17 protein-coding genes and 2 pseudogenes are annotated in these 22,454 nt (G+C 70.3%); 13 read left to right on the top strand and 6 right to left on the bottom strand.

Annotated features, from left to right (window positions below; all coding sequences use genetic code 11):
• The first annotated feature begins 30 nt into the window (after nucleotides 1–30).
• The 3 genes from SGA01_RS34070 (at nucleotide 31) to SGA01_RS34080 (ending at nucleotide 6,978) form a co-directional block, all read left to right on the top strand.
• Nucleotides 31–3,576: a hypothetical protein gene (locus SGA01_RS34070; protein WP_141301599.1), complete on the top strand. Its 3,546-nt coding sequence runs from the start codon at nucleotides 31–33 to the stop codon at nucleotides 3,574–3,576.
• A complete protein-coding gene (locus SGA01_RS34075) occupies nucleotides 3,573–5,930 on the top strand; it encodes a hypothetical protein (RefSeq protein WP_141301601.1) in 2,358 nt (785 codons plus the stop codon). Before SGA01_RS34070 ends, SGA01_RS34075 begins: the two co-directional genes overlap by 4 nt.
• Nucleotides 5,931–6,144: 214 nt before the next feature.
• Complete coding sequence (locus SGA01_RS34080) at nucleotides 6,145–6,978, top strand: aldo/keto reductase (RefSeq protein ID WP_141301603.1); 834 nt, start codon at nucleotides 6,145–6,147, stop codon at nucleotides 6,976–6,978.
• Nucleotides 6,979–7,295: 317 nt separating this feature from the next.
• On the opposite strand, the gene SGA01_RS34085 is transcribed toward SGA01_RS34080, so the two are convergent.
• Together SGA01_RS34085 and SGA01_RS34090 are read right to left on the bottom strand one after the other, a co-directional pair.
• Nucleotides 7,296–8,357 (bottom strand): sugar ABC transporter substrate-binding protein, encoded by a 1,062-nt coding sequence (locus tag SGA01_RS34085; protein WP_174867611.1) that lies wholly within the window; start codon nucleotides 8,355–8,357, stop codon nucleotides 7,296–7,298.
• 274 nt (nucleotides 8,358–8,631) lie between these two features.
• Nucleotides 8,632–9,492: a haloalkane dehalogenase gene (locus SGA01_RS34090; protein ID WP_141301605.1), complete on the bottom strand. Its 861-nt coding sequence runs from the start codon at nucleotides 9,490–9,492 to the stop codon at nucleotides 8,632–8,634.
• A gap of 196 nt (nucleotides 9,493–9,688) precedes the next feature.
• Between SGA01_RS34090 and SGA01_RS34095 the strand changes: the two genes are divergently transcribed.
• Nucleotides 9,689–10,126: an HflX-like GTP-binding protein gene (locus SGA01_RS34095; RefSeq protein ID WP_229918551.1), complete on the top strand. Its 438-nt coding sequence runs from the start codon at nucleotides 9,689–9,691 to the stop codon at nucleotides 10,124–10,126.
• Nucleotides 10,127–10,208: 82 nt separating this feature from the next.
• On the opposite strand, the gene SGA01_RS34100 is transcribed toward SGA01_RS34095, so the two are convergent.
• The gene (locus tag SGA01_RS34100; protein WP_141301607.1) at nucleotides 10,209–12,830 is read right to left on the bottom strand and encodes an AMP-binding protein; all 2,622 of its coding nucleotides are present in this window, start codon (nucleotides 12,828–12,830) and stop codon (nucleotides 10,209–10,211) included.
• Nucleotides 12,831–13,003: 173 nt separating this feature from the next.
• Here SGA01_RS34100 and SGA01_RS34105 point away from each other — a divergent pair, with 173 nt between their 5' ends.
• The 4 genes and pseudogenes from SGA01_RS34105 to SGA01_RS34120 all read left to right on the top strand — a co-directional run.
• Nucleotides 13,004–14,023 carry an iron ABC transporter substrate-binding protein gene (locus SGA01_RS34105; RefSeq protein WP_141301609.1) on the top strand — a complete coding sequence of 340 codons (1,020 nt, stop codon included), beginning with the start codon at nucleotides 13,004–13,006 and terminating at the stop codon, nucleotides 14,021–14,023.
• Nucleotide 14,024: 1 nt separating this feature from the next.
• Nucleotides 14,025–15,614, top strand: a complete 1,590-nt coding sequence (locus SGA01_RS34110; protein WP_141301611.1) for an ABC transporter permease — start codon at nucleotides 14,025–14,027, stop codon at nucleotides 15,612–15,614.
• Nucleotides 15,611–16,654, top strand: a complete 1,044-nt coding sequence (locus SGA01_RS34115; protein WP_141301613.1) for an ABC transporter ATP-binding protein — start codon at nucleotides 15,611–15,613, stop codon at nucleotides 16,652–16,654. Before SGA01_RS34110 ends, SGA01_RS34115 begins: the two co-directional genes overlap by 4 nt.
• Nucleotides 16,655–16,738, top strand: a pseudogene (locus SGA01_RS34120) (IS5/IS1182 family transposase); the annotation flags it as partial. It abuts the gene before it with no gap.
• A 2-nt stretch (nucleotides 16,739–16,740) separates the two neighbouring features.
• Here the strand turns inward: SGA01_RS34120 and SGA01_RS34125 are convergent.
• From SGA01_RS34125 to SGA01_RS42725, 3 genes are all read right to left on the bottom strand, one after another.
• Nucleotides 16,741–17,907, bottom strand: coding sequence for an SGNH/GDSL hydrolase family protein (locus SGA01_RS34125; RefSeq protein ID WP_141301631.1), 1,167 nt, complete (start codon nucleotides 17,905–17,907; stop codon nucleotides 16,741–16,743).
• Nucleotides 17,908–18,257: 350 nt separating this feature from the next.
• Nucleotides 18,258–18,431: a hypothetical protein gene (locus SGA01_RS42720; protein ID WP_308699079.1), complete on the bottom strand. Its 174-nt coding sequence runs from the start codon at nucleotides 18,429–18,431 to the stop codon at nucleotides 18,258–18,260.
• A gap of 71 nt (nucleotides 18,432–18,502) precedes the next feature.
• Nucleotides 18,503–18,706 carry a MerR family transcriptional regulator gene (locus SGA01_RS42725; RefSeq protein ID WP_308699080.1) on the bottom strand — a complete coding sequence of 68 codons (204 nt, stop codon included), beginning with the start codon at nucleotides 18,704–18,706 and terminating at the stop codon, nucleotides 18,503–18,505.
• 96 nt (nucleotides 18,707–18,802) lie between these two features.
• Here SGA01_RS42725 and SGA01_RS34135 point away from each other — a divergent pair, with 96 nt between their 5' ends.
• The 5 genes and pseudogenes from SGA01_RS34135 to SGA01_RS34160 all read left to right on the top strand — a co-directional run bounded on the left by SGA01_RS34135 (nucleotide 18,803) and on the right by SGA01_RS34160 (nucleotide 22,399).
• Nucleotides 18,803–19,630 (top strand): oxidoreductase, encoded by an 828-nt coding sequence (locus SGA01_RS34135; RefSeq protein WP_141301615.1) that lies wholly within the window; start codon nucleotides 18,803–18,805, stop codon nucleotides 19,628–19,630.
• 493 nt (nucleotides 19,631–20,123) lie between these two features.
• On the top strand, nucleotides 20,124–20,585 hold the full coding sequence (locus SGA01_RS34140) for a cupin domain-containing protein (RefSeq protein WP_141301617.1): 462 nt from the start codon (nucleotides 20,124–20,126) through the stop codon (nucleotides 20,583–20,585).
• A 274-nt stretch (nucleotides 20,586–20,859) separates the two neighbouring features.
• Nucleotides 20,860–21,215: pseudogene (locus tag SGA01_RS34150) on the top strand (transposase); the annotation flags it as partial.
• The gene (locus SGA01_RS34155) at nucleotides 21,133–21,636 is read left to right on the top strand and encodes a DUF5959 family protein (RefSeq protein WP_371866263.1); all 504 of its coding nucleotides are present in this window, start codon (nucleotides 21,133–21,135) and stop codon (nucleotides 21,634–21,636) included. The pseudogene SGA01_RS34150 and the gene SGA01_RS34155, both read left to right, overlap by 83 nt.
• Before the next feature lie 253 nt (nucleotides 21,637–21,889).
• Nucleotides 21,890–22,399, top strand: coding sequence for a DUF6924 domain-containing protein (locus SGA01_RS34160; protein ID WP_229918552.1), 510 nt, complete (start codon nucleotides 21,890–21,892; stop codon nucleotides 22,397–22,399).
• Nucleotides 22,400–22,454: the final 55 nt, after the last annotated feature.

A 22,454-nucleotide genomic window follows, 5' to 3' on the forward strand; every position in this document is an offset into this window, starting at 1 on the left:
GGCCGCATCCCCTTGGAGATCCACGTCCACGTGCCGGTGAGGATCACCCTCACCGGCGAGCCCGGCCCCGATGAGTTGGCCGCGCTCACCCGGCGGCTCACCGCGCTCGTCGCCGGGCGGCTCGCGCGGGCCGAGCGGGAGATCGGGCGCGGGCACCGGGCGGCAGTGTGGGCCGACGGGGCCGGGGTGCGGGAGGTCCACGAGGCGGGGCGGGACGTGGACGGCGGGTATGCGCTGCCCTCGTACGCCGCCGCCGGGCGTTCCACCAAGGTGCCCGTGCGCGGCAAGGAGCCCTGGACCGTCGTCGGCACCGCGCGGGCGCGGATCGAGGTCGGGTCGTACCTCGGGTACGTGGAGGAGGTGCTGGGGCAGCCGTTCCCGGAGGCCGTGCTGTACCGCTCGCTCCGCGGCGCGGTCCGTGACGTGGACGTCTGGCTGGTGCGGCTCAACAAGGCCTACGCACCGCACACGTTGGGGGAGGAGCTCGTGGTCCGGAGCTCCGCGCGGGAGAAGGGGAGGCAGACCGTGCCGGCCTGGGCGGTCGCCGGGTCGGACGACTCGCTGTACCGCCTCACCGCGGCCGACGAGAGCGGGACGATCGCCGCCCGCATCCCGGGCGTGCCCCCGGGGCATGTCGTCTTCACCGCCATGCGGCTGCCGCGCGTCGACATCGGCGACGTCGCCGCGCTCGGTCCCGGCCTCGTGGTCGGCATGACCGTGCGCGAGGCCGGGTTCTGTGTCGACGCGTTCGTGTTCGAGCGGGCCACCGGCATCCCCTGGAGCCGGTACGCCGAGGAGTACGCACGCGAGACCGTCACCGTCCGGGTCCAGCCGGCCGTTCTGCGCCCCACCTCGAACCCGGTGCGTACAGCGGCCGGCATCGAGCGGGAAGCCCTCTTCCTGCTGCTCGACCGGTACGCGGGCGACCACCCCGCGGGCCGCGAACCCGCCGCCCAGCTCTTCGTCGCCGAAGGGGGCGTCTTTCCCGGGGTGCCCGGAGCGGCGCTGCGGCACCTCGAATGGCCCGCGGAGGAGGGCGAGAGGGTGCTCTACTGCCGGGCCTCGCTCGACCTCGCCCCGGAGACCCTCGACGCCGCGTACTTCCGCCCGACGGCCCGGCGGATGGCCGCCGGCCTCGTGCCGCTGATCGGCGAGGACGGCTTCGCCGCAGCCCTCGGCGCGCTGCTCGACGAGACCGAGCAGCACGCGCGTGGACGGGTCGGCAGCCTCTTCGGGTACGTGCTGGAGAGCATCGGACGGCACGGAAAACTGGCGGAGTTCTTCGACGCCGCCGATGCCACTCGCCGGTTCGCCCTGCGGCTTCGGCTGCTCCAGCAGTGCGAGAGCAGCCCGTACGCGCAGCACGAGCGGGTCCGCGCCCTGCGCGCCGCCCTCGGACAGGAGCGCGCGGCCACCACTGCCCACGCCTACACGGTCGGCGGCCCCGGGCAGGGGGCCGTACGGCTCGACCGGCGATCGGACGGGACGGTGCTCGCCGGAGAGCTCCTCGGGCGCGTCGACTTCCTCTATCAGAAGAGCACCACCGTCATGCGGCCCAAGCCGGGCCGGGCCGAGGCGTGGCGCGCCGAACTCCTCGCCCAGCGGCAGCGGATGGTCGAGGAGATCCTCTCCGGACGCGATCAACGCGTGTACGGGGAGGGTGAGTTCGCAGCCGAGGCCGTCGCGCGGGCCGCGCAGGCCGCCCGGATCACCGCCGACGACTTCGAGGAGGTCGAGGTCGAGTTCGGCATCCGGCTCCTGGAGGTGCTCGCCATCCAGGAGCAGGGGCTGCCCTCGTACGCGGTGCGGTTCGAGATCGTCTCGCGCGTCGCCGGCCACGGCGAGCAGTGGGGGCGCGCGGCGGGACCCGTGCTCGAACCGGTCGGCGAGTTCGAGGCCCGGCTCGTCCAGTGGCGGCTCGGCCGGGCCGGGGAGGCCTACCGGATCGCCGGCTTCGCCGTGCTCGCCATCGGTGGCCTCGCCCTCGCCTGGGAGGCGGGCGTCGTCGCCTCCCTCGTCCGACTGGGCGGCGGACTGCGCGCGGTGGGCTTCGGCATCGGCGTCTCGGAGGGCATCCACCTGGTCAAGGTCCTTCTCCACAAGGAGGAGGCCACCGTCGGCGGCTTCGTCATGGCCGCCGTCGACGGCTATCTCGGTGCCGTCGGCTACAAGATCGGCAGCGGGCTCGGCGGCCTGGCCGGGGACCGCATCGGTACCGCCACCCTGCGCACCCGGATCGCCTCCTGGATCGCGGGCAAACTCGTCACCGGCGTGGCAGGCGGCTCCGCCGCGGCGGCCCTGGCGGCCTTCGCTCACGACATCGTCGACGGACGATGGTCGGGCATCGACACATATGTGGCCAGGATGGAGTTCGGCGCGGTCGTCGGAATCGTCGGCGCCTTCACCGTGGACCCGCTCCTGCACGGACTCCTCACCCGGGCCGGGCCGACCCTGGTCAAGGCCGCCCTGCTCACCCGCCTCCTCGGCGGCGAGGGCGTCACGGCCGAACGCTGGGCCGAGGCCATGGCCCTGACCCGGCGGCGGATGGAACAGACCTTGGGCCAGAGCTTGCCGGCGGCGGAGGCGAGGGCCTGGACGCGAGCGCTCGGCGAGCGCGTCGACGAGGCGGCGGAAGGGCTCGCCCACGCGCAGGCGCGCCCGAGAGGCACCGCGTCGCGCGTCCCCGCGCGCATCGAGCAGGGGCACGAGGCACCCACGCCCGCACCCGCACCCGCGCCGATCACGGCCGCCCCGGCGGCCGCGCGGCCCGGTCCGGCCTCCGCGTGGCCGAGCTGGGCGCAGCTGAAACAGGCCTCGCTCACCGACCGGGAAGCGGCCCTGGACCGACGGTGGTACGAGACGGCGCGCCCCGAAGTGCTGCGCGCCCACGCGGCCCACGACCCCGTGGCCCAGGAGTTCCTGGACGAGCAGGGGAGCGTCCCCAAGCGCCCCTACCAGCCCGAGCGCCCCACCGACCCCGCCGTACAGCAGCAACTGCGCCAGGACCTGGGGGCGGCGCGCGCCGCCGTCGAGGCCGAGCGGCGGCGGCTGGAGGCGGCAGGGCTGCGCGAACCGTCCGCCCGTGAGCCCGCCGGATTCGAGGAGCGCGTCACCCTGGCCGGAGAACAGGAGGTGCCGCCGACCGCGAAGGCCGCCGCAGGGTACGAGGGCACGGTCGCCGTCGCCCGCTCCGACATCCCCGCCCTCGCCGGGGAGCTGTTCACCGGCGGCTCACCCCGCGCCCTCGGCTCGTACGACCCCGGCCACGCCATCAGGCCGCCGGACAACGTCGTCGTCCCGCAGGCCCACGGGCATGCCGAGCAGGATCTCGGCCAACAGCTCGACGCCCGTCTGGCCCGGCTGACCGAGGCCGAACGGGCCGCCGCTCGCGGCCGTACCGTCTACATCAGGGTCGACCAGGAGGTCTGCTCCATCTGCGCCTCCGCACTGGGCGGCGGGACGCGCGCCGGGGTGCTCTCCCGGCTCAGCGCCCGACACCCCGACATCGTCTTCGAGGTCACCGCCGACGACGTCAGCACGGTCTACCTCATCGTCGGCGGAAGGAGGGTGCGGTGAGCATCGGCCGTCCCGAGCGCCACTTCCACCTGCCCGAGACCATCGCCCGGCCCGAGGGGCTCTCTACGGACACGGCCCGGCTACTGGAGGCCGCAGTCCGGCAGGCCCTCGCCGACGCGGTACGGGCGGCCGACGGACAGATCTCGGAAACACCCGCACCGACAGCTCACGGCGGGGCCCGCGCCGAGACGGAGGAGACGTCCGGGGACGGCTACCGGGTCCCCAGCTACGACAACGCGGGCCGCCCGGTCACCGTGCGGCTCCGTCGCGCTCCCCGGTGGGGCACGGCCGGGCCCGCGGGCGGCCTCGGCATCGGGCCGGGTGCCGGGGCTCGCGGGCGCAACCTTGGCGGTGGCGCCCGCACCACGCCGGAGCTCCGGAGCACCCATGCGGCGCCAGCCGCACCCGAGCGGCCTTGGACGCCCGAACGGCTCGCGGCCCTGCGGACCCGCATGGGTCACGAGTACCACCGCGCGCTGCTCGGCCGGCTCGACGCCGACAGCCTCGTTATCGGCTCGACCGGAATCCGGCTCCTCCCCGCGTTCGGCGGCACCGACCGGGAGCGGACGGTCGCCGCCCGGCTCGGCGCCGGGGCCTTCTACCTCGAATTCATCGGGCACGATCGGGTCGGCCTGGCCGCCGTGGGGGAGCTCGGCGGGGGCTACATCGTGCACCGCGTCACCGCCGACGGGCGCCTCCACGAGACCGGCCTCCGCGTTGTCACCCGGGGTACCGACCCCGTGCCGGCCGGCATCCTCGCGTACACCGGCGACCTCACGACGATCCGCGAGGTCACGATCGTCGGCCGCCGGCCCCGCAACCCGCGCGCCGTGGCCGCCGGCATCGCCGACGTCCTGCACCACCTCACTGGGGCCCCCGGCGTCGCGGCGGCCACCCTCAAGGGATTCCTCCGTGACCTTGACGACGACGAAGTCATGGCCTGTTTCGAGGAGTTGCGCAAGCTCGGCCGCCTCGGCGAGACCCTGGCCCTGGTCCGTGTCCACGCGGTCCGTGCGTACCTCAAGGAACGGCACGTGCCGTGGTCTTACATCTTCGGCAACTGGGAGCCCAACCGGTCCGACGCCACCGCCGTGTTCAGCGGCGTGCTATGGGGAGCGGGCGAGAGCTTCGGCGCCGTCGTGGACCTGATCAGCACGCTCGGCTCCGCCGACGCACGCGACGAGATCTGGAAAGCGGCCGTCGCTGCCGTGCAGCACCCGCTGATCACCGGGCAGGAAGAGCTGCGGGTACTGCGCGACACCTTCTGGGAACGTCTTGAGCGGCTGGAGTTCTTCGACGCGGGCCGCTTCCTCGGCCAGCTGGTGGTGGCCGTCATGACCCTGCCCGAGGCCGTCCGCGCGCTGCCCAAGCTGGCCGGGAGCGCCGTCCGTGCCGTCGCCGCCTTCAACCGGATCGGGGTGGCCGTCCTCGACCGGATCGGGCTCACCCTGAGGGACGTGGTCCGCTTCCTGCTCACGGAGCACCGCGTCAAGGTCACCGACACCGGGATCACCTTGATCATGAGCGGCGACGACATCCTCGTCGCGGGCCCGAAGGTGAACGGCACCGCGGCGCTCGCGCACGGCGAGATCCTCCAGGCGATCAAGGACAGCACCGACCTCACCCCCCACTTCTTCTCCGACGCCGAGGTCGACGCCTGGCTGAAGCAGGCCGAAGAACTCCTCAAGGAGCCGTCGGTGAAGCCCCGCGCCGCCGCGGGGGCGACCGCGGCCGGTGAGGCCGTGCTGACCGTGGAGGCGCTTGAGGACCTCGTCGGCGCGGCCATCGCCGAGCTCGCCGAGGTTCCCGGCAGCGCCACCCTGAACAACAGCGCGCGCGGCACCAAGCTGCACCAAATCTTCAGCCGCCTGGTCCAGGAGCAGTTCCCGCACAGCGGACTGCACCTCGTCAGCGAGACCAGTCTCCGCGCCTTCGCGAGGCTCCCCGCCGAGGTCCTCGACCTGCCGATCGAGGAGTACGTCCGGCGGACCCCGGGCCTGATGGCCTACGAGCGCGAACTGCGCCCGCTGTTCAAGAACCCCGAGACCGGCGAAGTCCGGCTGATCGGCGGCCTCAAGCCCGACCTCGTGGTCCGCGCCCCGGGCCAGCTGGTGGTGTTCGACCTGACGAGCGTCGGGGTGGGCAAGCACCTGGCCAAGGACATCCTCTACACCCACCTGCTGCACGAGTCGGGAGAGATCGCCCGGGTCGGCGAGACGTACTGGCGCCACTTCGGCAAGACCACGGCCGAGATCGAGACGCTCTACCCGAGGGCGATGCGGGCCGCCCGCAAGCGGGCTCGGCTCGTGCAGTACCTCATGGCCGTGCACGAGGCCAAGAAGGGCACCCAGTGATCCTCCGCGACCACGGCCGTGGTCACACCCGGTCGACCTTCGACGGAGCGAGCAGCGGACCGTCCACCATCTCCCACAGCGGCACGGCCACGTTGCCGATCCGGTAGCGGCCGCCGAGTGGAACCCGTGAGCGCGGTGGTCGATTCTCTTCGGATCGCCCCAAGGCCAACCGCACTGTTAGCGTTGGCGCTTGATCGAGGGGGGCGGAGACAGCATGACATCGACCATGTTTCGCATCGGTGGGGATCTAGAGGTAGGGCGGCTCGGGTTCGGAGCCATGCGGTTGCCGACGGAGCAGGGTCCCGCTCGCGAGGCTTCTCTCGCGGTCGCCCGGCGAGCCGTCGAACTGGGTGTCACGCTCATCGACACAGCCCACATGTACGGCTGGGGAGCCAATGAGGAGCTCCTCGCCGAGGCCTTGTACCCCTACGCGAAGGGGCTGCTCGTCACCACCAAGGTCGGTGTCGCACGATCGGACTCCTCGGCCGGGTGGAAGCACGACGCACGGCCGGACGTCCTGCGCGGTCAGGTCGAACACGCCCTCCGTCGGCTGCGCGTCGAGCGGATCGAGCTGCTCCAGCTGCACCGCATCGATCCGGAGGTGGACCTGGCAGATCAGCTAGGGGCGCTGCGGGAACTCCAGACCGAGGGCAAGGTCGGACGGATCGGACTCTCCGAGGTCACCGTCACGGAACTGAAGCAAGCGCGGGAGATCATCGACGTCGCGAGCGTGCAGAACCGGTACAGCCTGCTCGACCGAGAGCATGAGCCGGTGCTCACCGCGTGCGAAGCGGCGGGGATCGCGTTCCTGCCGTGGCGGCCGGTCGCCGCAGCGGCGTCGGACGCGTCCGCCGAGATCGCCGCCGTGGCGGCCGATCTCGATGCCACCCCGGCACAGGTCTCGCTCGCCTGGCTCCTGCACCGCTCTCCGGTCATTCTCCCGATCCCCGGCACCGCGCGAATCGCCCACCTGGAGGAGAATCTCGCCGCGAACCACCTCCACCTGGCCCAGGCCCACCTCGACCGCCTCGACCGCTTGGCCGAGTAGCCTTCGCGAGACTCCCCTCCAAGCGCGCAGCGACGATCGACCGAGGAATCCCACGCCGGCCCCGACGCCTCAGCGGTGTTCGTCCGGCCGCGCACCCACAGCGGGGTCTGGGGCGGCCGGGGCCGGACGGGCACGGGGGCGGATTACCGCTTCGCCGATGCCTGCGCGGGATCGGGGGGCGTGGGGTGCGGCGCTGGACCCGTGGCCGGCGGCGTACGTGCCGGACGGCGCCGTGCCGGGTTTCCGTCTCCTGCCGGAGGGGACGCTCCGGCAGGAGGATCGGGGGCCCGCGGTGTGCGGGCCGGTGGGGGACGGTGCTACTTGATGCCGAGCTCGGCGCACTTGGCGGCGAGCTCCTTCGTGCAGATGTCGCCGGCCTTGTAGATGCCGTCCTTGATCACCGTGGACTGGATGTTGGTCTTGTCGACGACCACCGGGTCGAGCAGGCTCGACGGAACTCCGTTGGTTTCCCTCTGGGCGAGGATCGGTACACCCAGCAGCAGGTCGACCGAGAACTCGGCGGCCTTCGGGGCCAGATCCATCGGGCTCTTGTAGATGGTGAAGGTCTGGGTGCCGGCGACGATCCGCTGGATGCCCGCGACCTCGGCGTCCTGGCCACCGACCGGGATGCCCTTGATGCCGGCGTTCTCCAGGGAGGTGACGATACCGCCCGCCATGCCGTCGTTGGCCGAGTAGACGGCGCCGATCTTGCCCTTGCCGACGGAGGAGATCGCGGCGGACATCTTCTCGCCGGCGACCTTCGGGTCCCACTCGCCGGACGCCTCGTAGGCGATCTTGCCGACCGTGCCCTCGAGAGCGATGTGGGCGCCTTGCTTGAAGAGCGCGGCGTTCGGGTCCTTCTCGTCGCCGTTGATCATGACGATCTGGGCGGTGGCCGCCTTGGCGCCGAGGGCAGCGATGAGGGCCTCGCCCTGGAGCTCGCCGACCTTGTAGTTGTCGTGGCTGACGTAGGCGTCCGCGCCCTCGATCGCGCGGTCGTACGCGACGACCTTGACGCCCTTGTCCTGCGCCGGCTTGACCCAACCGGCGGCCTTCGCCGAGTCGACCGGGTCGATGGCGATGACCTTCACGCCGTCGGCAACGAGCTGGTCGAACTGCTGCTTCTGCTTCACGACGTCGGAGGCGGCGTTGTTGTACACGACCTCGCAATGCCGGCAGGCGTCCTTGACGGCCTTTTCGAACTGCGGCTTGTCCAGGGCCTCGTACCGCGCGGTCTTGTTCTCGGGCAGGAGCAGGCCGATCTTCGTCGAGCTGCGCTTTTCCTCGCTGTCGCCACCGGCCTTGCCGCAGGCGGAGAGGGCGAGGGCCATCGAGACCGCGGCCGTGCCTATGACGGCGCGACGGGTCATTGCGTTCATGTGGGGTGCCTCCCTGACGAGACCGCATCTCTGCGGCCGAGGTGTCACGAAGTCAACTCGGTCACCATATTGTCGTCAAGAAGTAAACGTTTAACGAGATGGCAACAAGGGGTGCTGTCTAGTAATTGAACACAGGGCGTGTCAGGCCGCTGGAATCGCGGCCAGTGGACCCACCCCGGCGACCGGGCGTCCAATGAACACGGTCAAAAGGTCGCGGGCAAGGTCGCTGATCGGACACACGCCAGGCGAGGGCTCGATCGTCCGGTCCCCGGAATCAGGGGAATTGTTCGGTGATCGCGTCCACGATCCGATCCGGTGCGTCTTCCTGGACGAAGTGCCTCGCTTGGCGGAGTTCGACGACGCTCAGTTCGGTGAAGGAGGAGCGAATGCGCGGGATGCACGCCTTCGGCCGGAACACCATGTCCCGCATGCCCCAGACCGCCAGAGTCGGTTTGTCGCCGAGGAGGGCGGGGACCTCTTGGGCGAGTTCCTCCAGCAGGGGCCGTGCGGCGCGGATCTCCCCGGGCATGACCGCGAGGCCGTGTCGGGCTTCCTTCGTGGGTTGCGCCATGCGGTAGTGGTCGGCTTCGGCCGCCGTCAGAGCGGGACCGGTCCTGCCGAGCAGGAACTTCTCTACGAGAAAGTTCTGTTCGAGGATGCGCCGTTGCATGGGGCGGCTGCTCATGATCGCGCTGAACGCCCGGTTCGCCAGCGGGTCGATCGGCCAGAACGCCGTGTTGCCCAACACGATCCCCCTAACGCGGTCCGCCCGCGCGGTGGCCGCACCGAGACCGATGGGGCCACCCCAGTCCTGCCCCATCAGGACGAATCCGTCGAGGCGTAGATGGTCGATCAGCTCACCCATGACCGCCGTGTGTTCCGAGACCGTGTAGCCGAAGCCGGCCGGGCGCTCGGACAGACCGAATCCGAGGTGGTCGACAGCGATGCAGCGGTATCGGTCACGCAGGCCCTTCACGATATGGCGGTAGAGGAAACTCCAGGTGGGAGAGCCGTGGCAGAAGACGATCGGCGGTCCTGACCCCTCGTCGATGTAGTGGACCCGACCTGCGGAAGAGTCGAACCATCGTGATGCGAAGGGGTACAGGTCCGGATCGGGGACGAAGTCGATCATCATGCGCTCTCCTCCAGCTCGGTTTGGTGCCCTGCCGGTGCGACCCCACAGTGCTACTACAGGTGTAGAGCGAGTGGCGACTTTCCTGCGTGAGACGCTCCACACACGTGCCGAGTGGCCGCTCTGCCCCTGCTGGTCAAGCCCGGTCAGTGAGAAACGCGGTGTCACTGCAGGCAGCCCGGCACCTAGCCTGTGGCGCATGCATCAGCCCCGAAGGCGCGACCGCCGACCGGCTCGCCGCGCGCGGCCGGAACCGATCCAGCGCCAGGCGTTCCGACTCAGGGCCGTGGATGTCGATGTGGTCCTGGTCGGCTACTTCTCCGCGAAGCAGAAGGACTTCGAAACGCTCATGGCGTCGGCAGCCATAGATCTGGCCACCCGCGGCGCTCGGGTGGTCGTGCAGATCGTGCAACGACGAGGCGTTTCGGACGGCGGGGTCCAGAAGATGGGGCTGGCCTACTCCTCGCGGACTCTGCTGAGCTACGGAAAAGTCCGCGAGGTAGCTCAAGCCTGTGACCAGGCCAACGCTGAAGCAGTGATCTTCGTTTCCTCCTTGACCGAGCGCCAGCAGCGCACGCTGACGGAGATGCTCGGCCGCCCCGCTGTGAGTCTTTCCGACATCCTTGCTGCCGACTGACCAGGTCACAGCCACGCCGACGCCCTGGTCGCTCACACCCTCACCGAGGCCCCGGCGAGCAACAGGCGTGGCGGCAGGCTCGTCAGCTCACATCGACGCTTCTCCGAACCTTGAGGCGCAGGCGCGGAGCTTGCCGCGCCGCACCCTCCCGGAGTGCCGACACGCGCCGTACGAGCCGGTCGACGCACGTCGCGTAGCCGATTCCGAAGAGCAGGGACACGGCAAGGGCGAGGGGTTCCGACACGTCGTCGACGAGCGGGAAGACCTGCCAGTGCGTCAGGTAGATGGCCAGGGAGCTGCCCGCGAGCAGGCCGGCCACCTGGTTGACTCGATGGACGCTCGGCAGTGTGGGGAACCACACCAGCAGACAGAAGCCGAGCATGACGAACAGCTCCCGGCGCGGCTCGTCGGGGAAGAAGCCGGGGACCGCGGTGAGGGCGGCCGCCGTGACCAGCAGCCGGTGCGGCACGGTGCGGGAGCGGGCAGCCGCCCAGCCGAGGGCGAAGAGCCAGAACACGGTGACCGCGTCGGTGATCTGGGCGCGGTCCGGCAGGCCTACGAGTTCGTAGCGGGTGAGCATTCCGAGCCCGGCCAGGACCACCGGCAGTCCGTACGGGAAGCGGCGATCCAGGCGGTGGACGGCAGGGACGGCGAGGAGAGCCGTCATGGCCAGCAGGATGTAGACGAGGGCCTCGACGAACCAGAGGTGGATACCGGTTCCCATGACCTCCGGCCAGAGCGCGTTGTGGAGGAGGAGCACGTTGGACAGGTCGTAGTCGTCGCTGATGAGAAGGGCGAAGGCGGTCCAGGCCATGGTGGGGACGGCGATCCGAGCGATGCTGCGGGCCGAGCGGCGCGTCCGTTCGCGCCGGTCGGGCGAGGAGAGCAGGAAGCGGGCGAAGTTGAACCCGGCGACGGCGAGCAGCAGATGGGCTCCGCCGCGGATGTCGAAGAGCCGTACGTGGGAGCCGACGACGCAGACGATGGCCACCGCGCGCAGCAGGACGCTCGTCTCCACGCTACGACGCCACCGACCCCGCGCGCGGGGGGTCGTCGCGCGGCGCTCCAGTTCGCGAAGGGGCGTCGTGTGCCAGTGGGGTGGCAGCATGCCGAGGCGTCGTTCGAGGTGGAGGGACATCTCGACGTACGACAGTGAGTCGCCACCGAGTGAGACGAAGGTGCTGTCGGGCGTCACATCCGTGCGGTCCAGGATCCGTGCGTAGAGCGCGCGCAGATCGCCCTGGTCGCCGTCATCGGCGATCGGTGGCTGTTCGGAGGGGTCGGAAGGGCGGCTCAGGGCGCGTACGGCCCGGTAGTCGGGCTTGCCCGTGGCCAGACGCGGGAGTTCTGACAGCAGGTGGACGCGGACGGCGCGGGCGGGCAGGCCGAAGGCGTCCGCCACCCGTCTTCGGATCCGTCGCTCGTCCCATCCTGGTGTGCGGACGACGGCAAGGGTGATGTGCTCGTCGTCGCCCGAGCACAGGACGTCCAGGCCGTGGCGTGCGAGCAGGGCCTCGATCTGCTGGGGGTCGACGCGCAGGCCGAGGATCTTCAGGAAGCGGCTGCGTCGCCCGACGATCTCGTACAGGCCGTCCTCGGTGCGGCGGGCGAGGTCGCCCGTGCGCAGGGCGTCGGTCGTGCGGCCGAGCGCGAGGTCGTCGGGGGTGCGGGCGTATCCGAGCATCACGTTCGGGCCGGTGTAGACGAGTTCGCCCACCCCGCCGGACGTCTCCTCGACCGGTTCCAGGCGGAACGATCCGCCGGGGACCGGGACGCCGATCGCCGTCGGGTGCTCGGCCGCCAGCGAGGGAGGCAGGTAGGCCATGCGGGCGGTCGCCTCCGTCTGGCCGTACATGACGAACAGGTCCCAGCCGCGCCGTCGTCCCAGCGTCGCGTAGTGCGCGACCCGTTCGGGCGCGAGCCGCCCGCCCGCTTGGGTGACGTACCGCAGTCGGGGGAGCTCCATGTCGGCGAAACCGACCCGGTCGAGCAGGTCGAAGGTGTACGGAACCCCCGCGAGGGCGGTGCCGCCGGCGGACCTGAAGAGATCCCAGAAGCAGGCGTCGGCGACCGAGAGGCCGGTGAGGACGACTCCGGCGCCGCGGAGCAGGTGACTGTGGATCACGGACAGGCCGTAGCAGTAGTGCATCGGCAGAGTGGTGGCCGCCCGGTCGGTGTCGCGGATGTCGAGGTACGTGGCGATCGACTCGGCGTTCGCCTGGAGGTTCTCGTACGAGAGCCGGACCAGCTTGGGGGAGCCGGTGGAGCCCGAGGTGCTGAGCAGCAGGGCGAGGTCGGGGTGGAGCGTGTGCGCGGAGGCGGCACGCCGCTCCTCGATGCGCCACTCGTCGCCGGGCTCCGGATGGATCACGACGTCGGGGTCGTACGCGGAGGTCAGCGCGGCCACCGCTTCGGGGTGGTCGCCCGGCACGAGCAGGACCGGGTGGCCTGCCGCGAGGGCGGCCAGATGGACGACGAGTGCCCCGACGGTGTTGGCTCCTGGCAGCAGGACCAGGCGGCGCCGCGGGCCGAGGCGCAGCGCGGTCTCGGCGACCCGCTCGGACAGTTCGCGGTACGAGAGGGTGCCCTCGGCGGTCACCAGGGCGGTCCGGTCACCGTGGAGCGCGAGGTCGCCGGCGAGCGGGAGGGCGCTGGCGAGCGGGAGGTCGTGGCCGCCGACGGGCGGGGCGGGGAGGAGCGTCACGGGCGCATCGTAGGTAAGCCTTTCCTTATCGAGAAGAGGCGGGGATGGTTCCGGATGTCCATTCGCGGCCGTGTCGTTATCAAAGCCTGTCTTGACTCTTAGGTTAGCTTTACCTTATCAATGCCGTATTCACAGATTCTCTTGATAGAGACGGCAGGAAGGCCCCCACCTCTATGCGTCGCCCCTTGGCCCGCGCGCTCACCGCGATCGCTGCGGCCGTCCTGCTCACCCCGGCGCTCGCCGCGTGCGGCAGCGACGAACCGGCTGACCTCGTCATCTACTCCGGCCGCAACGAGAATCTCGTGAAGCCGCTCATCGAGAAGCTGGAGAAGCACCTCGGGGCCAACGTCGAGGTCAGGTACGGCGACAGCGCCGAGCTCTCCGCCCAGCTGATGGAGGAGGGCGACAAGACCGAGGCGGGTCTCTTCCTCTCCCAGGACGCGGGCGCCCTCGGCGCGCTCTCCAAGGAGAAGCGCCTCGCTCCGCTCCCCGGCGCCACCCTCGACAAGGTCGACCCCGCCTACCGCGGATCCAACGGCGACTGGACCGGTGTCAGCGGTCGTGTCCGCGTCCTCGGGTACCACCCCGACCAGGTCCCCACCCCGCCGAACAGCGTGCACGAACTGGTGAAGCCCGAGTGGAAGGGCAAGATCGGCTTCGTCCCGACCAACGCCTCCTTCCAGGCCTTCGTGACCGGCATGCGGGTCCTCGAAGGCGACGACGCCGCCCGCACCTGGCTCAAGGGCCTCAAGGCCAACGAGCCCAAGGCGTACGAGAACAACCTCAAGGTCCTGGAAGCCGTCGACAAGGGCGAGGTCTCCCTCGGCCTGCTCAACCACTACTACTGGTTCGAGCAGGTCGCCGAGAAGGGCGCCGACAAGATCAAGGCCAAGATCCACTACCTGCCCAAGGGCGACCCCGGAGGCCTCGTCAACGTCGCCGGCGTCGGCATCCTCAAGGGCGCCGACGACAAGCAGGCGGCGTACGCCCAGAAGGCCGTCGACTACCTCCTCTCCGCCGAGGCCCAGACCTACTTCGCCCAGGAGACCAAGGAGTACCCGCTGGCCGCCGACGTGAAGACGGCCGAGGGCGTCCCGCCGCTGGAGACCCTCCAGCCGCCCAAGATCGACCTCGGCCGGCTCGACTCCCTCAAGGAGACCCTGGCCATGCTCCAAGACGTCGGGCTCGTCTGACGTGGCCTCGCCGGACGCCCCCGTCCGGCCCGAGAGCGCCCCCCGCCCGGAAGGTGCCACGGCACCCTCCGGGCGGCGGCGCGCCTCGGCCCGGCCTCCTTGGATCCTGACGGTGCCGGCCACTGCCGCCGCACTGCTCGCCGTACTGCCGCTCGGCTACCTCGCCGTCCGCGCCCTCGAACGGGGCCCCGCCTACGCCTGGGACGTCGTCGCGGACGAGCGCACCGGCGAACTGCTCCTGAACAGCCTCGGCCTGACGGCCGTCGTCGTGACCGCCTGCCTGCTCATCGGCGTCTCCCTCGCCTGGCTCACGGTCCGCACCGCGCTGCCCGCCGCCCGCGCCTGGTCCGTCCTCGTCACCCTGCCGCTGGCCGTGCCCAGTTACGTCACCGCCTACGCCTGGCTGTCCGCCGCGCCCTCCCTCGCCGGATTCACCGGCTCGGCGATCGCCCTCACCCTGGTCAGCTTCCCGTACGTGTACCTGCCCGTCGCCGCCGCGCTGCGCGGCACCGACCCCGGGCACGAGGAGGTGGCGCGCTCCCTCGGGAAGGGACCCTTCCGAACCTTCCTGCGCGTCACCCTGCCCCAGCTGCGGCCCGCCGCGGCCGGCGGCGGTCTGCTTGTCGCGCTGTACGTGCTCTCCGACTTCGGTGCCGTCTCCCTCATGCGGTACGACACCTTCACCCGAGGCATCTACACCTCCTACCGGGCCAGCTTCGACCGCACCCCGGCCGCCGCGCTCAGCGCCGTCCTCGTCCTCATGACCGTGCTGCTCGTCGCCGCCGAGACCCGCACCCGAGGCCGCGCCGGCTACGCCCGCGGCGGCATAGGGACCGCGCGACGGGCCGTACCCGCCGCCCTGGGGCGATTCAAGCCCCTCGCGCTCACCTGGTGCGGCGCGATCGTCGCCCTCGCCGTCGCCTTCCCGCTCGCCACCCTCGGCTACTGGCTCGCCGTCGGCACCTCCGCCACCTGGGACCCGGCCACGCTGACGACCACCGCGCTGACCACCCTCGGTCTGGCCGCCGCGGGCGCCGCGCTCACCGCCCTGCTCGCCCTGCCGGTCGGCGTCATCGCCGCCCGCCACCGCGGCCGCTTCGCCCAGCTCCTCGAACAGGCCGCGTACGCGGGCCACGCCGTCCCCGGCATCACCGTCGCCCTGGCACTCGTCTTCCTCGCCGTCCGCTACGCCCGCCCGCTCTACCAGGAGACACCGCTCCTCGTCTGCGCCTACGCGGTGCTCTTCCTGCCCGTCGCGGTGGCCGCCACCCGGGCGGCCGTCCTCCAGGCGCCGCCCGTCCTGGACGACGTCGCCCGCTCCCTCGGGCGCACACCGCTCGGTGTGCTGCGGGAGGTCACGCTGCCGCTCGCCGCTCCGGGCGTCGCGGCCGGCGCAGCCCTCACCTTCGTCGTCTGCATGAAGGAACTCCCCGCCACGCTGCTGCTGCGCCCCACCGGCATGGACACCCTGGCGACCCGGCTGTGGACCGAGACCGGCACAGGCTCCTTCGCCGCGGCCGCTCCCTACGCCGCCGCGCTCATCCTGCTGGCAGCCGTCCCCTCGTACCTCCTCGGAAGGCACCGCACATGAACGAGCTCCGGGTCAGTGGCCTGGTCAAGGCGTACGGACCGGAGGCCCGGGTCCTCGACGGGCTCGACCTCGACGTCCCCGGCGGCGCCCTCGCCGCCGTGCTGGGCCCGTCCGGCTGCGGCAAGACCACCCTGCTGCGGGTGATCGCCGGCTTCCTGAAGGCGGACGCCGGCACGGTGACCGTCGCCGGCCGGCTCCTCGGCGGCCCCGGTGTCCACCTGCCGCCCGAGCGGCGGCGCATCGGGATCGTCCCCCAGGAAGGCGCGCTCTTCCCCCACCTGAGCGTGGCCCGGAACATCGCCTTCGGACTCACCGGCCTCGACCGCGCGGCCAAGCGCGCCCGCGTGGCGGAGATGCTCGACCTCGTGGGCCTGCCCGGCTACGGCGACCGCATGCCGCACGAGCTCTCCGGCGGCCAGCAGCAGCGCGTGGCCCTGGCCCGCGCGCTCGCCCCGCAACCCCATCTCGTCCTGCTCGACGAGCCGTTCAGCGCCCTCGACAGCGGACTCCGTGGCGCCGTACGGGCGGAGGTCCGCGCCGTGCTGCGGCAGAGCGGCGCGACCGGACTGCTCGTGACGCACGATCAGCAGGAGGCGCTCTCCACCGCCGATGTCGTCGCCGTCCTGCGCGAGGGCCGAGTGGCCCAGTGCGCCACCCCGGAGGAGCTCTACCACCGGCCGTCCGACCCGTGGCTGGCCTCGTTCGTCGGGGACGCCGTCCTGGTCCCCGGCACCGCCGAAAAGGGCGTCGCCACGACAGCACTGGGGCGGATCCCGCTCGCCGTCGTCCCGGCGGGCCGCCGAGAGGGCCTGGTGCTGCTGAGGCCCGAGCAACTCCAGCTGGCGCAGCCGGGCGGCCCCGACGCCGAAGGCGTCGTGACCGATGTGCGCTTCTTCGGCCACGACGCCCTGATCGCGGTGAGCGTCGACGGCCTGGAACGCCCCGTCGACATCCGCACCCCCACTCCGCTGTCGGTGACACCGGGCCAGCGCGTCGGCGTACGCCTCACCGGCGAGGCCACCCTGCACCCCGGCGCCTGATCGAAGTCGGCCGCCAACCGCATCATCGGCCACCTCGGACCGGCGCTCGCGCTCCAGCGCCGTCAGCGGTTCCGTAAGGACAGCTCTCAGTCGGTTGGCTGTGTATGTGAGCGGGTGCTGAACGGGCCTTCGTCGGCGAAGGCGTGGGCGGCGAAGCGTTGACCCATGCGGCGGTATGCGGCGGCGGAGGGGTGCAGGCCGTCGGGGAGGTCGTCCACATCGGCTGGGCCGAGCAGTTCGCGTCCGTCAAGGTGGTACAAGTGAGGGTCGCGTGCTTGCCGGACTGCCACGATTCTTGCCAGTTCGTCACGGACTACCTGCAGTGACAACGCCCCACGGGTGAGGTCGGACTGGTCGCCCAGCGCCGTGATCTTCCCGTCCCGGCCCATTGCGGTCGGGCCTGGGTGTGCGTCGAGTGCCGGGCAGCTCACCGGGGAGATCACCAGCAGCGGGGTGTCGGGGTGGCCGTCCCGGATCGTGTCCAGGAATCCGTGCACCGCCGGGCCGAACGTCCGCAGTCGGAAGGTGGCCAGGGCCACGATGTTGATGCCTGTCTTCAGGCTGATCAGGTCGGCGGGCATGTCGCGGATCGTCCGGGCGACGTAGGGGTCCAGCATGTCGTTGCCCGGCTGGCTGAGGTTGGTCACCTCCACGCCCCCGAGCGAGGCGGCCACCACGGGCCAGGTGCCGGTGGGGCCGTCGGCTTCGAGACAGTGGCTGATGGAGCTTCCGTGGTGGACCCAGCGGGGCCGGCCGTCGGGCAGGGGCGCCAGAACCTCGCCGTCGGCGCGGAGTGCCACCAGCTCGGTGGGTGTCTGTTGCGGTAGCCACAGCTCGATGTTCTTCATGCCGGTCGGCAGCCCGGCGAAGCGTGCCGTTCCCGGCTTTCCCGGTATCAGTCGCTGCGCGGCCCCGGGACCCGCCATCCGCACCACATGGCCCAGCGGCGCTCGTCGGCGCCCGGCAAGAGCGCCGTCCACCGTCAGTTCCAGCATCCCGGTCGGCCGGGGCCGGGGGTCGGTGTCGAGCTGCCCCGTGGAGGTGAGGACCTCGAACTCGAGCACCCGTGCATCGGTGCGGAACGCCAGCCGCACCCCTGAGGGCATCACGGTTCCCCCGTAGACCGACGGGTCCTGGTACTGCTCCTTGGTCCACGCCGGCAAGCGGCGTGGCATCACCCCCGTCGGCGTCTTCTCCAGGTCCAACGCACCCCGTACCTCCACCGGCCCGCCCACCAACGGATACTCCCGCATCTCCACTGTCACCGCTCCTCAACTCTGACCCGTCCGGCCGAGTAGGTGCTCAGCCGGAGCCATCGGGCCTCATCCCAGAACCTAAGGCCTGTCTGCCAATTGCCGTCGGTTCGTCCCCGCCCGGCCCGCACGCTCGACGCACGCACCGGAAGATGCCTTGATCCGACGCGCATATTCGGACACCCCTAGGGCTTCCAGGCGCGGATCTCCCAGCCGGCGATCGGCGTGCAGGGCTCGACTCCGTGGAACCCTCCCTCCCCTGAGCCTGGGACCCGCGGTTGTCGACGTAGGCCCGCCCCCCCTCCGTCCCGTCGTCGTGGCCGGCCTCCACACGGTTCGTAACCGGCAGATCACGCGTCCTCGAGTGGTTGGCACTCCTGCTGAGTGCCGGTCCGTGCGGTGTCCGGGTGGGACGGATTCCAGAGCCGATCGGCTTCGCCCCGGGTGACATGGTCTTCATAGATCCGCACCTTGTGCCGCATCACTTCCAGGGTGTCCTGCAGCTCGCGGATCTGCGTCTCCACATGGCTTTCGTGTCGACGCAGCAGTTCAAGGCGTGCTCGTTGCCCGGGCCCTGACGGACCAGGTCGATGTACTACCGGATCATCACCAGGGGCATGCCGGAGGAGCGTAGCTTCGTGCAGATGGCCAGCCACTCCAGGTCTTCTTCGTGGTAGATCCGGCGGCCGTTGGACAGCCGGCGCACCGGGTTGGCGAACAGGCCCTCCCGCTCGTAGAACCGCAGCGCGTGCACGCTCAGCCCACTGCGTTGTGCCACCTCACCGATGCTCAGGTCCATGAGCGCCCCTTCCCTCACACAACTGTTGATCTAGACCCGACTCTCGGTTCTAGCGTCGACCCATCGAGCTATCGGGCTATCGGAACAGGGGAGAGCATGAGCGTTTGGTTTGTCACTGGGGCATCGCGTGGGCTGGGTGCGGAGATCACCCGGGAGGCGCTGGACAGAGGGCACAGCGTGATCGCTACGGCGAGGGATGCGTCAGTGGTGCTTCGGGCGTACCCGCAAGAGCCGGACAGATTGCCGGCGGTGAACGCGGACGTGACCGTACCGGAGCAGCTGATGGCTGCGGTGGAGGCCGGCCTGGCGAAGTTCGACCGGATCGACATCGTGGTCAACAACGCCGGTTACGGCCTCATCGGCGCGGTCGAGGAGATCTCCGACCAGGCCGCCAGGGCACTGTTCGACGTCAACGTCTTCGGTGTGCTCAACACCTTGCGGGCGACGCTGCCGACGTTGCGCGCCCAGCGTTCCGGACACGTTGTGAACATTGGCTCCGTGGGCGGCTTCGTCACCGCTCCGGCGGCGGGCTTGTACGGCGCGTCGAAGTTCGCCCTCGAGGGCGTCTCCGAGGCGCTGCACGGAGAGCTGGCCCCGCTCGGCGTCCGCGTCACGATCGTGGAGCCGGGCGGGTTTCGCACGGACTTCCTCAGCAGCCTGAGCATGCGGGTCGAACCGGCCTCCATCGACGACTACGTCGCCGGCGCGGGGCCAGTACGCGAGGCCTTGGCCGGATACGACGGCCGCCAGCCCGGCGATCCGGCGAAGGCGGCGAAAGCCATTGTCGACATCACACAGGTCGCCGATCCGCCGCTGCGCCTGCAGCTGGGCGCGGACGCGATCGAGCGCGTCGAGGCGAAGCTGGATCTGGTACGACGCGAACTCGACCAATGGCGCCACGTAGCCCTCTCCACCGGAACCTGACCGGAGCGGCCACCCCCGCTTACCGTGGGTGCCGCTGCGAACGCGTGCTCACCGTCGATCCGGGTCGGTGTCGCTTCCCGCTCCAAGCCCGGCAGGACTGCTCCACCGGCGTGAACGTCCTGGGGGGCGTCGGGAGGGGTGAGTGTGCAGGGATCAACGGCCGCGTGCGGAGGCCCCGCATGGTTCAGTCGAGCCCCCCGCACTCCTCGCCCGAGCTCCTGCAGCGCCGGGACCAACTCGCATCGTGGGGGAAGGTGTCGCGCCCCAAGAGAAGCATGCTCGAATTTGATGGCGATGGCAGGGCCGCCCCGTGGGCGACGTCGTGCGTGTCGCCTTGTGTCATCGCGCGTTGGATGCGTGTCAACGAGGATTGATCGGATTTCCGTGCTCCGGAAGCGTGCGTCTTGCCGGAACGGCAAAAGCAATTGCCCGGTTCTGTGGGGGAGTTGCAGCCTGATTCGACTGAAGGCGATCGACACCGAGAGGTTGCGCGATGACTACCGATAGAGGCGCCGGGCCCGCATGGGGCTTTGGTGATCAGGTCCGGGTCAACAACCGCGTTCACCACGTTGGTTCTGGCGAGCTGGACGGCTACGCCGCCATCAGTGGAGGCACGGTCGGCTCGAAGAGGCTCTGGATGGGCCTTGTGGAGAATCCGCCGCTGAGCTCGACGGACAACCATCATCATGGCGACTCGGAGGCGGGGATCTACGTGGTCAGCGGTCATCCTGTGTTCGTCTATCACGACGGCACACAGGAGGTACGACTCGCCGCCAACCCCGGAGATTTCTTCCTCGTTCCTCCGTTCGTCCCGCACAGAGAAGAGAACCCCGACCCGAATGAGCCTGCGGTCGTCGTGATCGCTCGGACCACCCAGGAGCCGATCAAGGTCTCCGTGCCCGAGCTGTACCAGCTTCGCGAGACGGACACACAGTCGAGCCGGTCGACGCCGTAGGTCCGGTACGCAGGCGAGCCGATCCCGTCGCCATGCATGAGGTGCGGGGGATCGGCTCGACCAGCGTTCGAAGACGAGCGGCTGCTGCTCCCGACCCTACGACGAGAGCCCGGCCTTGCCCGGAGCCGCAGAAGCCGCTGCTGTGTAGAACGGGCCTCCGCTGGCGACGAAGGTCCACGGTTTGCCCCCGTCACGTGCGTCCCGCATACGCCTTGAACAGCACCGTGACGCCCTGCTCGGCCAGCGCCTCCAACACGCGCACCACGTCAAGGAGGTGCTGGCGTTCTACGACTTCCCCGCCGAGCACTGGATCCACCTGCGCACCACAAACCCCATCGAGTCCACCTTCGCCACTGTCCGGCTCCGCACGAAGGTGACCAAGGGCGACGGCAGCGCGGTCGCCGCCCTCGCCATGGTCTTCAAGCTCGTCGAGTCCGCCCAGCAGCGGTGGCGGGCCGTCAAGGCACTCCACCTCGTCGCCCTCGTCCGCGCCCCGGATCCCGCTTCGAACGAGGACACCTCGTCGAACGCCCCGAAGCTCACGCGGCTGACACCTCAACCGATCCAGTGTCCGTGCCGACGATTAGTGTTCGTCAGCATGCGCGAGTTGGGAGGGGCAGTCATGGCTGAGGATCCGATCGACCTGATCCGCCTGGAGGGGGATGGCAATAGCGTCATTCTCCGGATCGCGGGGAAGGAGGAGCGGAAGCGTCCCACCGAGGCCGACTCCCTGGTCGGGGAGTTCCTGGTCGATACGCCCTTCATCCGTGGCGCCCTCAAGACCTGGGTCTTCTCCGAGGACCTGTGGCAGTGGCAGCAGGCCCTGGACTCGCTCGACGCAGGACAGGACATCGCCTGGCGCGAGGGGAAACGCGCTCCGTGGCTGTTCATCGAACTTGACGAGGACGATGACCGGTGCCAGGTCACGATCAAGGACAGGTCAATGTCCATGACGACGGTGACGGTCACCGTCCCACAGGCCGATGCCTGGTTCGACGACGCATACCGACGCCTTGACTTGGTCTGGGAGACCTGGCCCATGACCGACTGACCCATGGCCAACGAAGGAGATCGCCAGTCTCATTGGGTTAGGGGCTCGCCATGGCTTGATCCACAGGTCTTGACTATTGCTCTTCAGACTGTCGTCCCCTGACACTCCCTGGGTAGATCACCCACACGGCCCAAATGTGAGGCGAGTCGAAAGCGTTCCAGTGGGGCCAAGAGACACCGCCGAAACAGCGGCCATCCCGGCCGTGCTCTCGCTCCTGCCGAGGGTGTCAGTGCGGCGTGGGAGAGTCCTTCGCATGACGATGCCAGAGGGCTTTGAGCGAGTGCTGACTGAGATCGTCGCACGCGACATGTTCGACGCTCTTGTCATCAGGACCGGCTTCAGCGACGACGAGTCGTGGAACGCGCTGGTCGGGGAGCTGTACCGGCCGTGGGGGCCGGCCGATGAGTTTCCCGCAACGGTCCAAGCGGTGGATGCGCCTGACTGGTCGGGAGCGACAGCTGATGAGGTTCTTGCCGCAGTGGACGAAGACGAGTATCTGAGCGTCGTCTTCCTTGCCGACTGCCACACGATGCAGTCGCCGGCGCGGGCGCTGCTGGCTCTGACGAAGATCTGGGAGGACGAGGGCGACCTCGACCCTGTCTACTACCAGGAGCTCATCGAGTCGCCGGAGCCCCGGGAGTTCCGAGCCGCGCCCGCCACAGTACATGCGGTCCATGCGAACCTGACGCTCGGCAACATGGGCTTCGCCGAGTTCGCCGCGGCCGCGTCCGCGGAGCCTGATCAGGTCCTGCGCCCCATCTGACCGGCAGAGCGGGAAGCCCGCGGGACGGTCATGGCGCGTGTCGGCTCAGCGCGTG

The organism is Streptomyces gardneri, from assembly GCF_006539185.1.
In the GTDB taxonomy this organism is placed as follows: domain Bacteria; phylum Actinomycetota; class Actinomycetes; order Streptomycetales; family Streptomycetaceae; genus Streptomyces; species Streptomyces gardneri.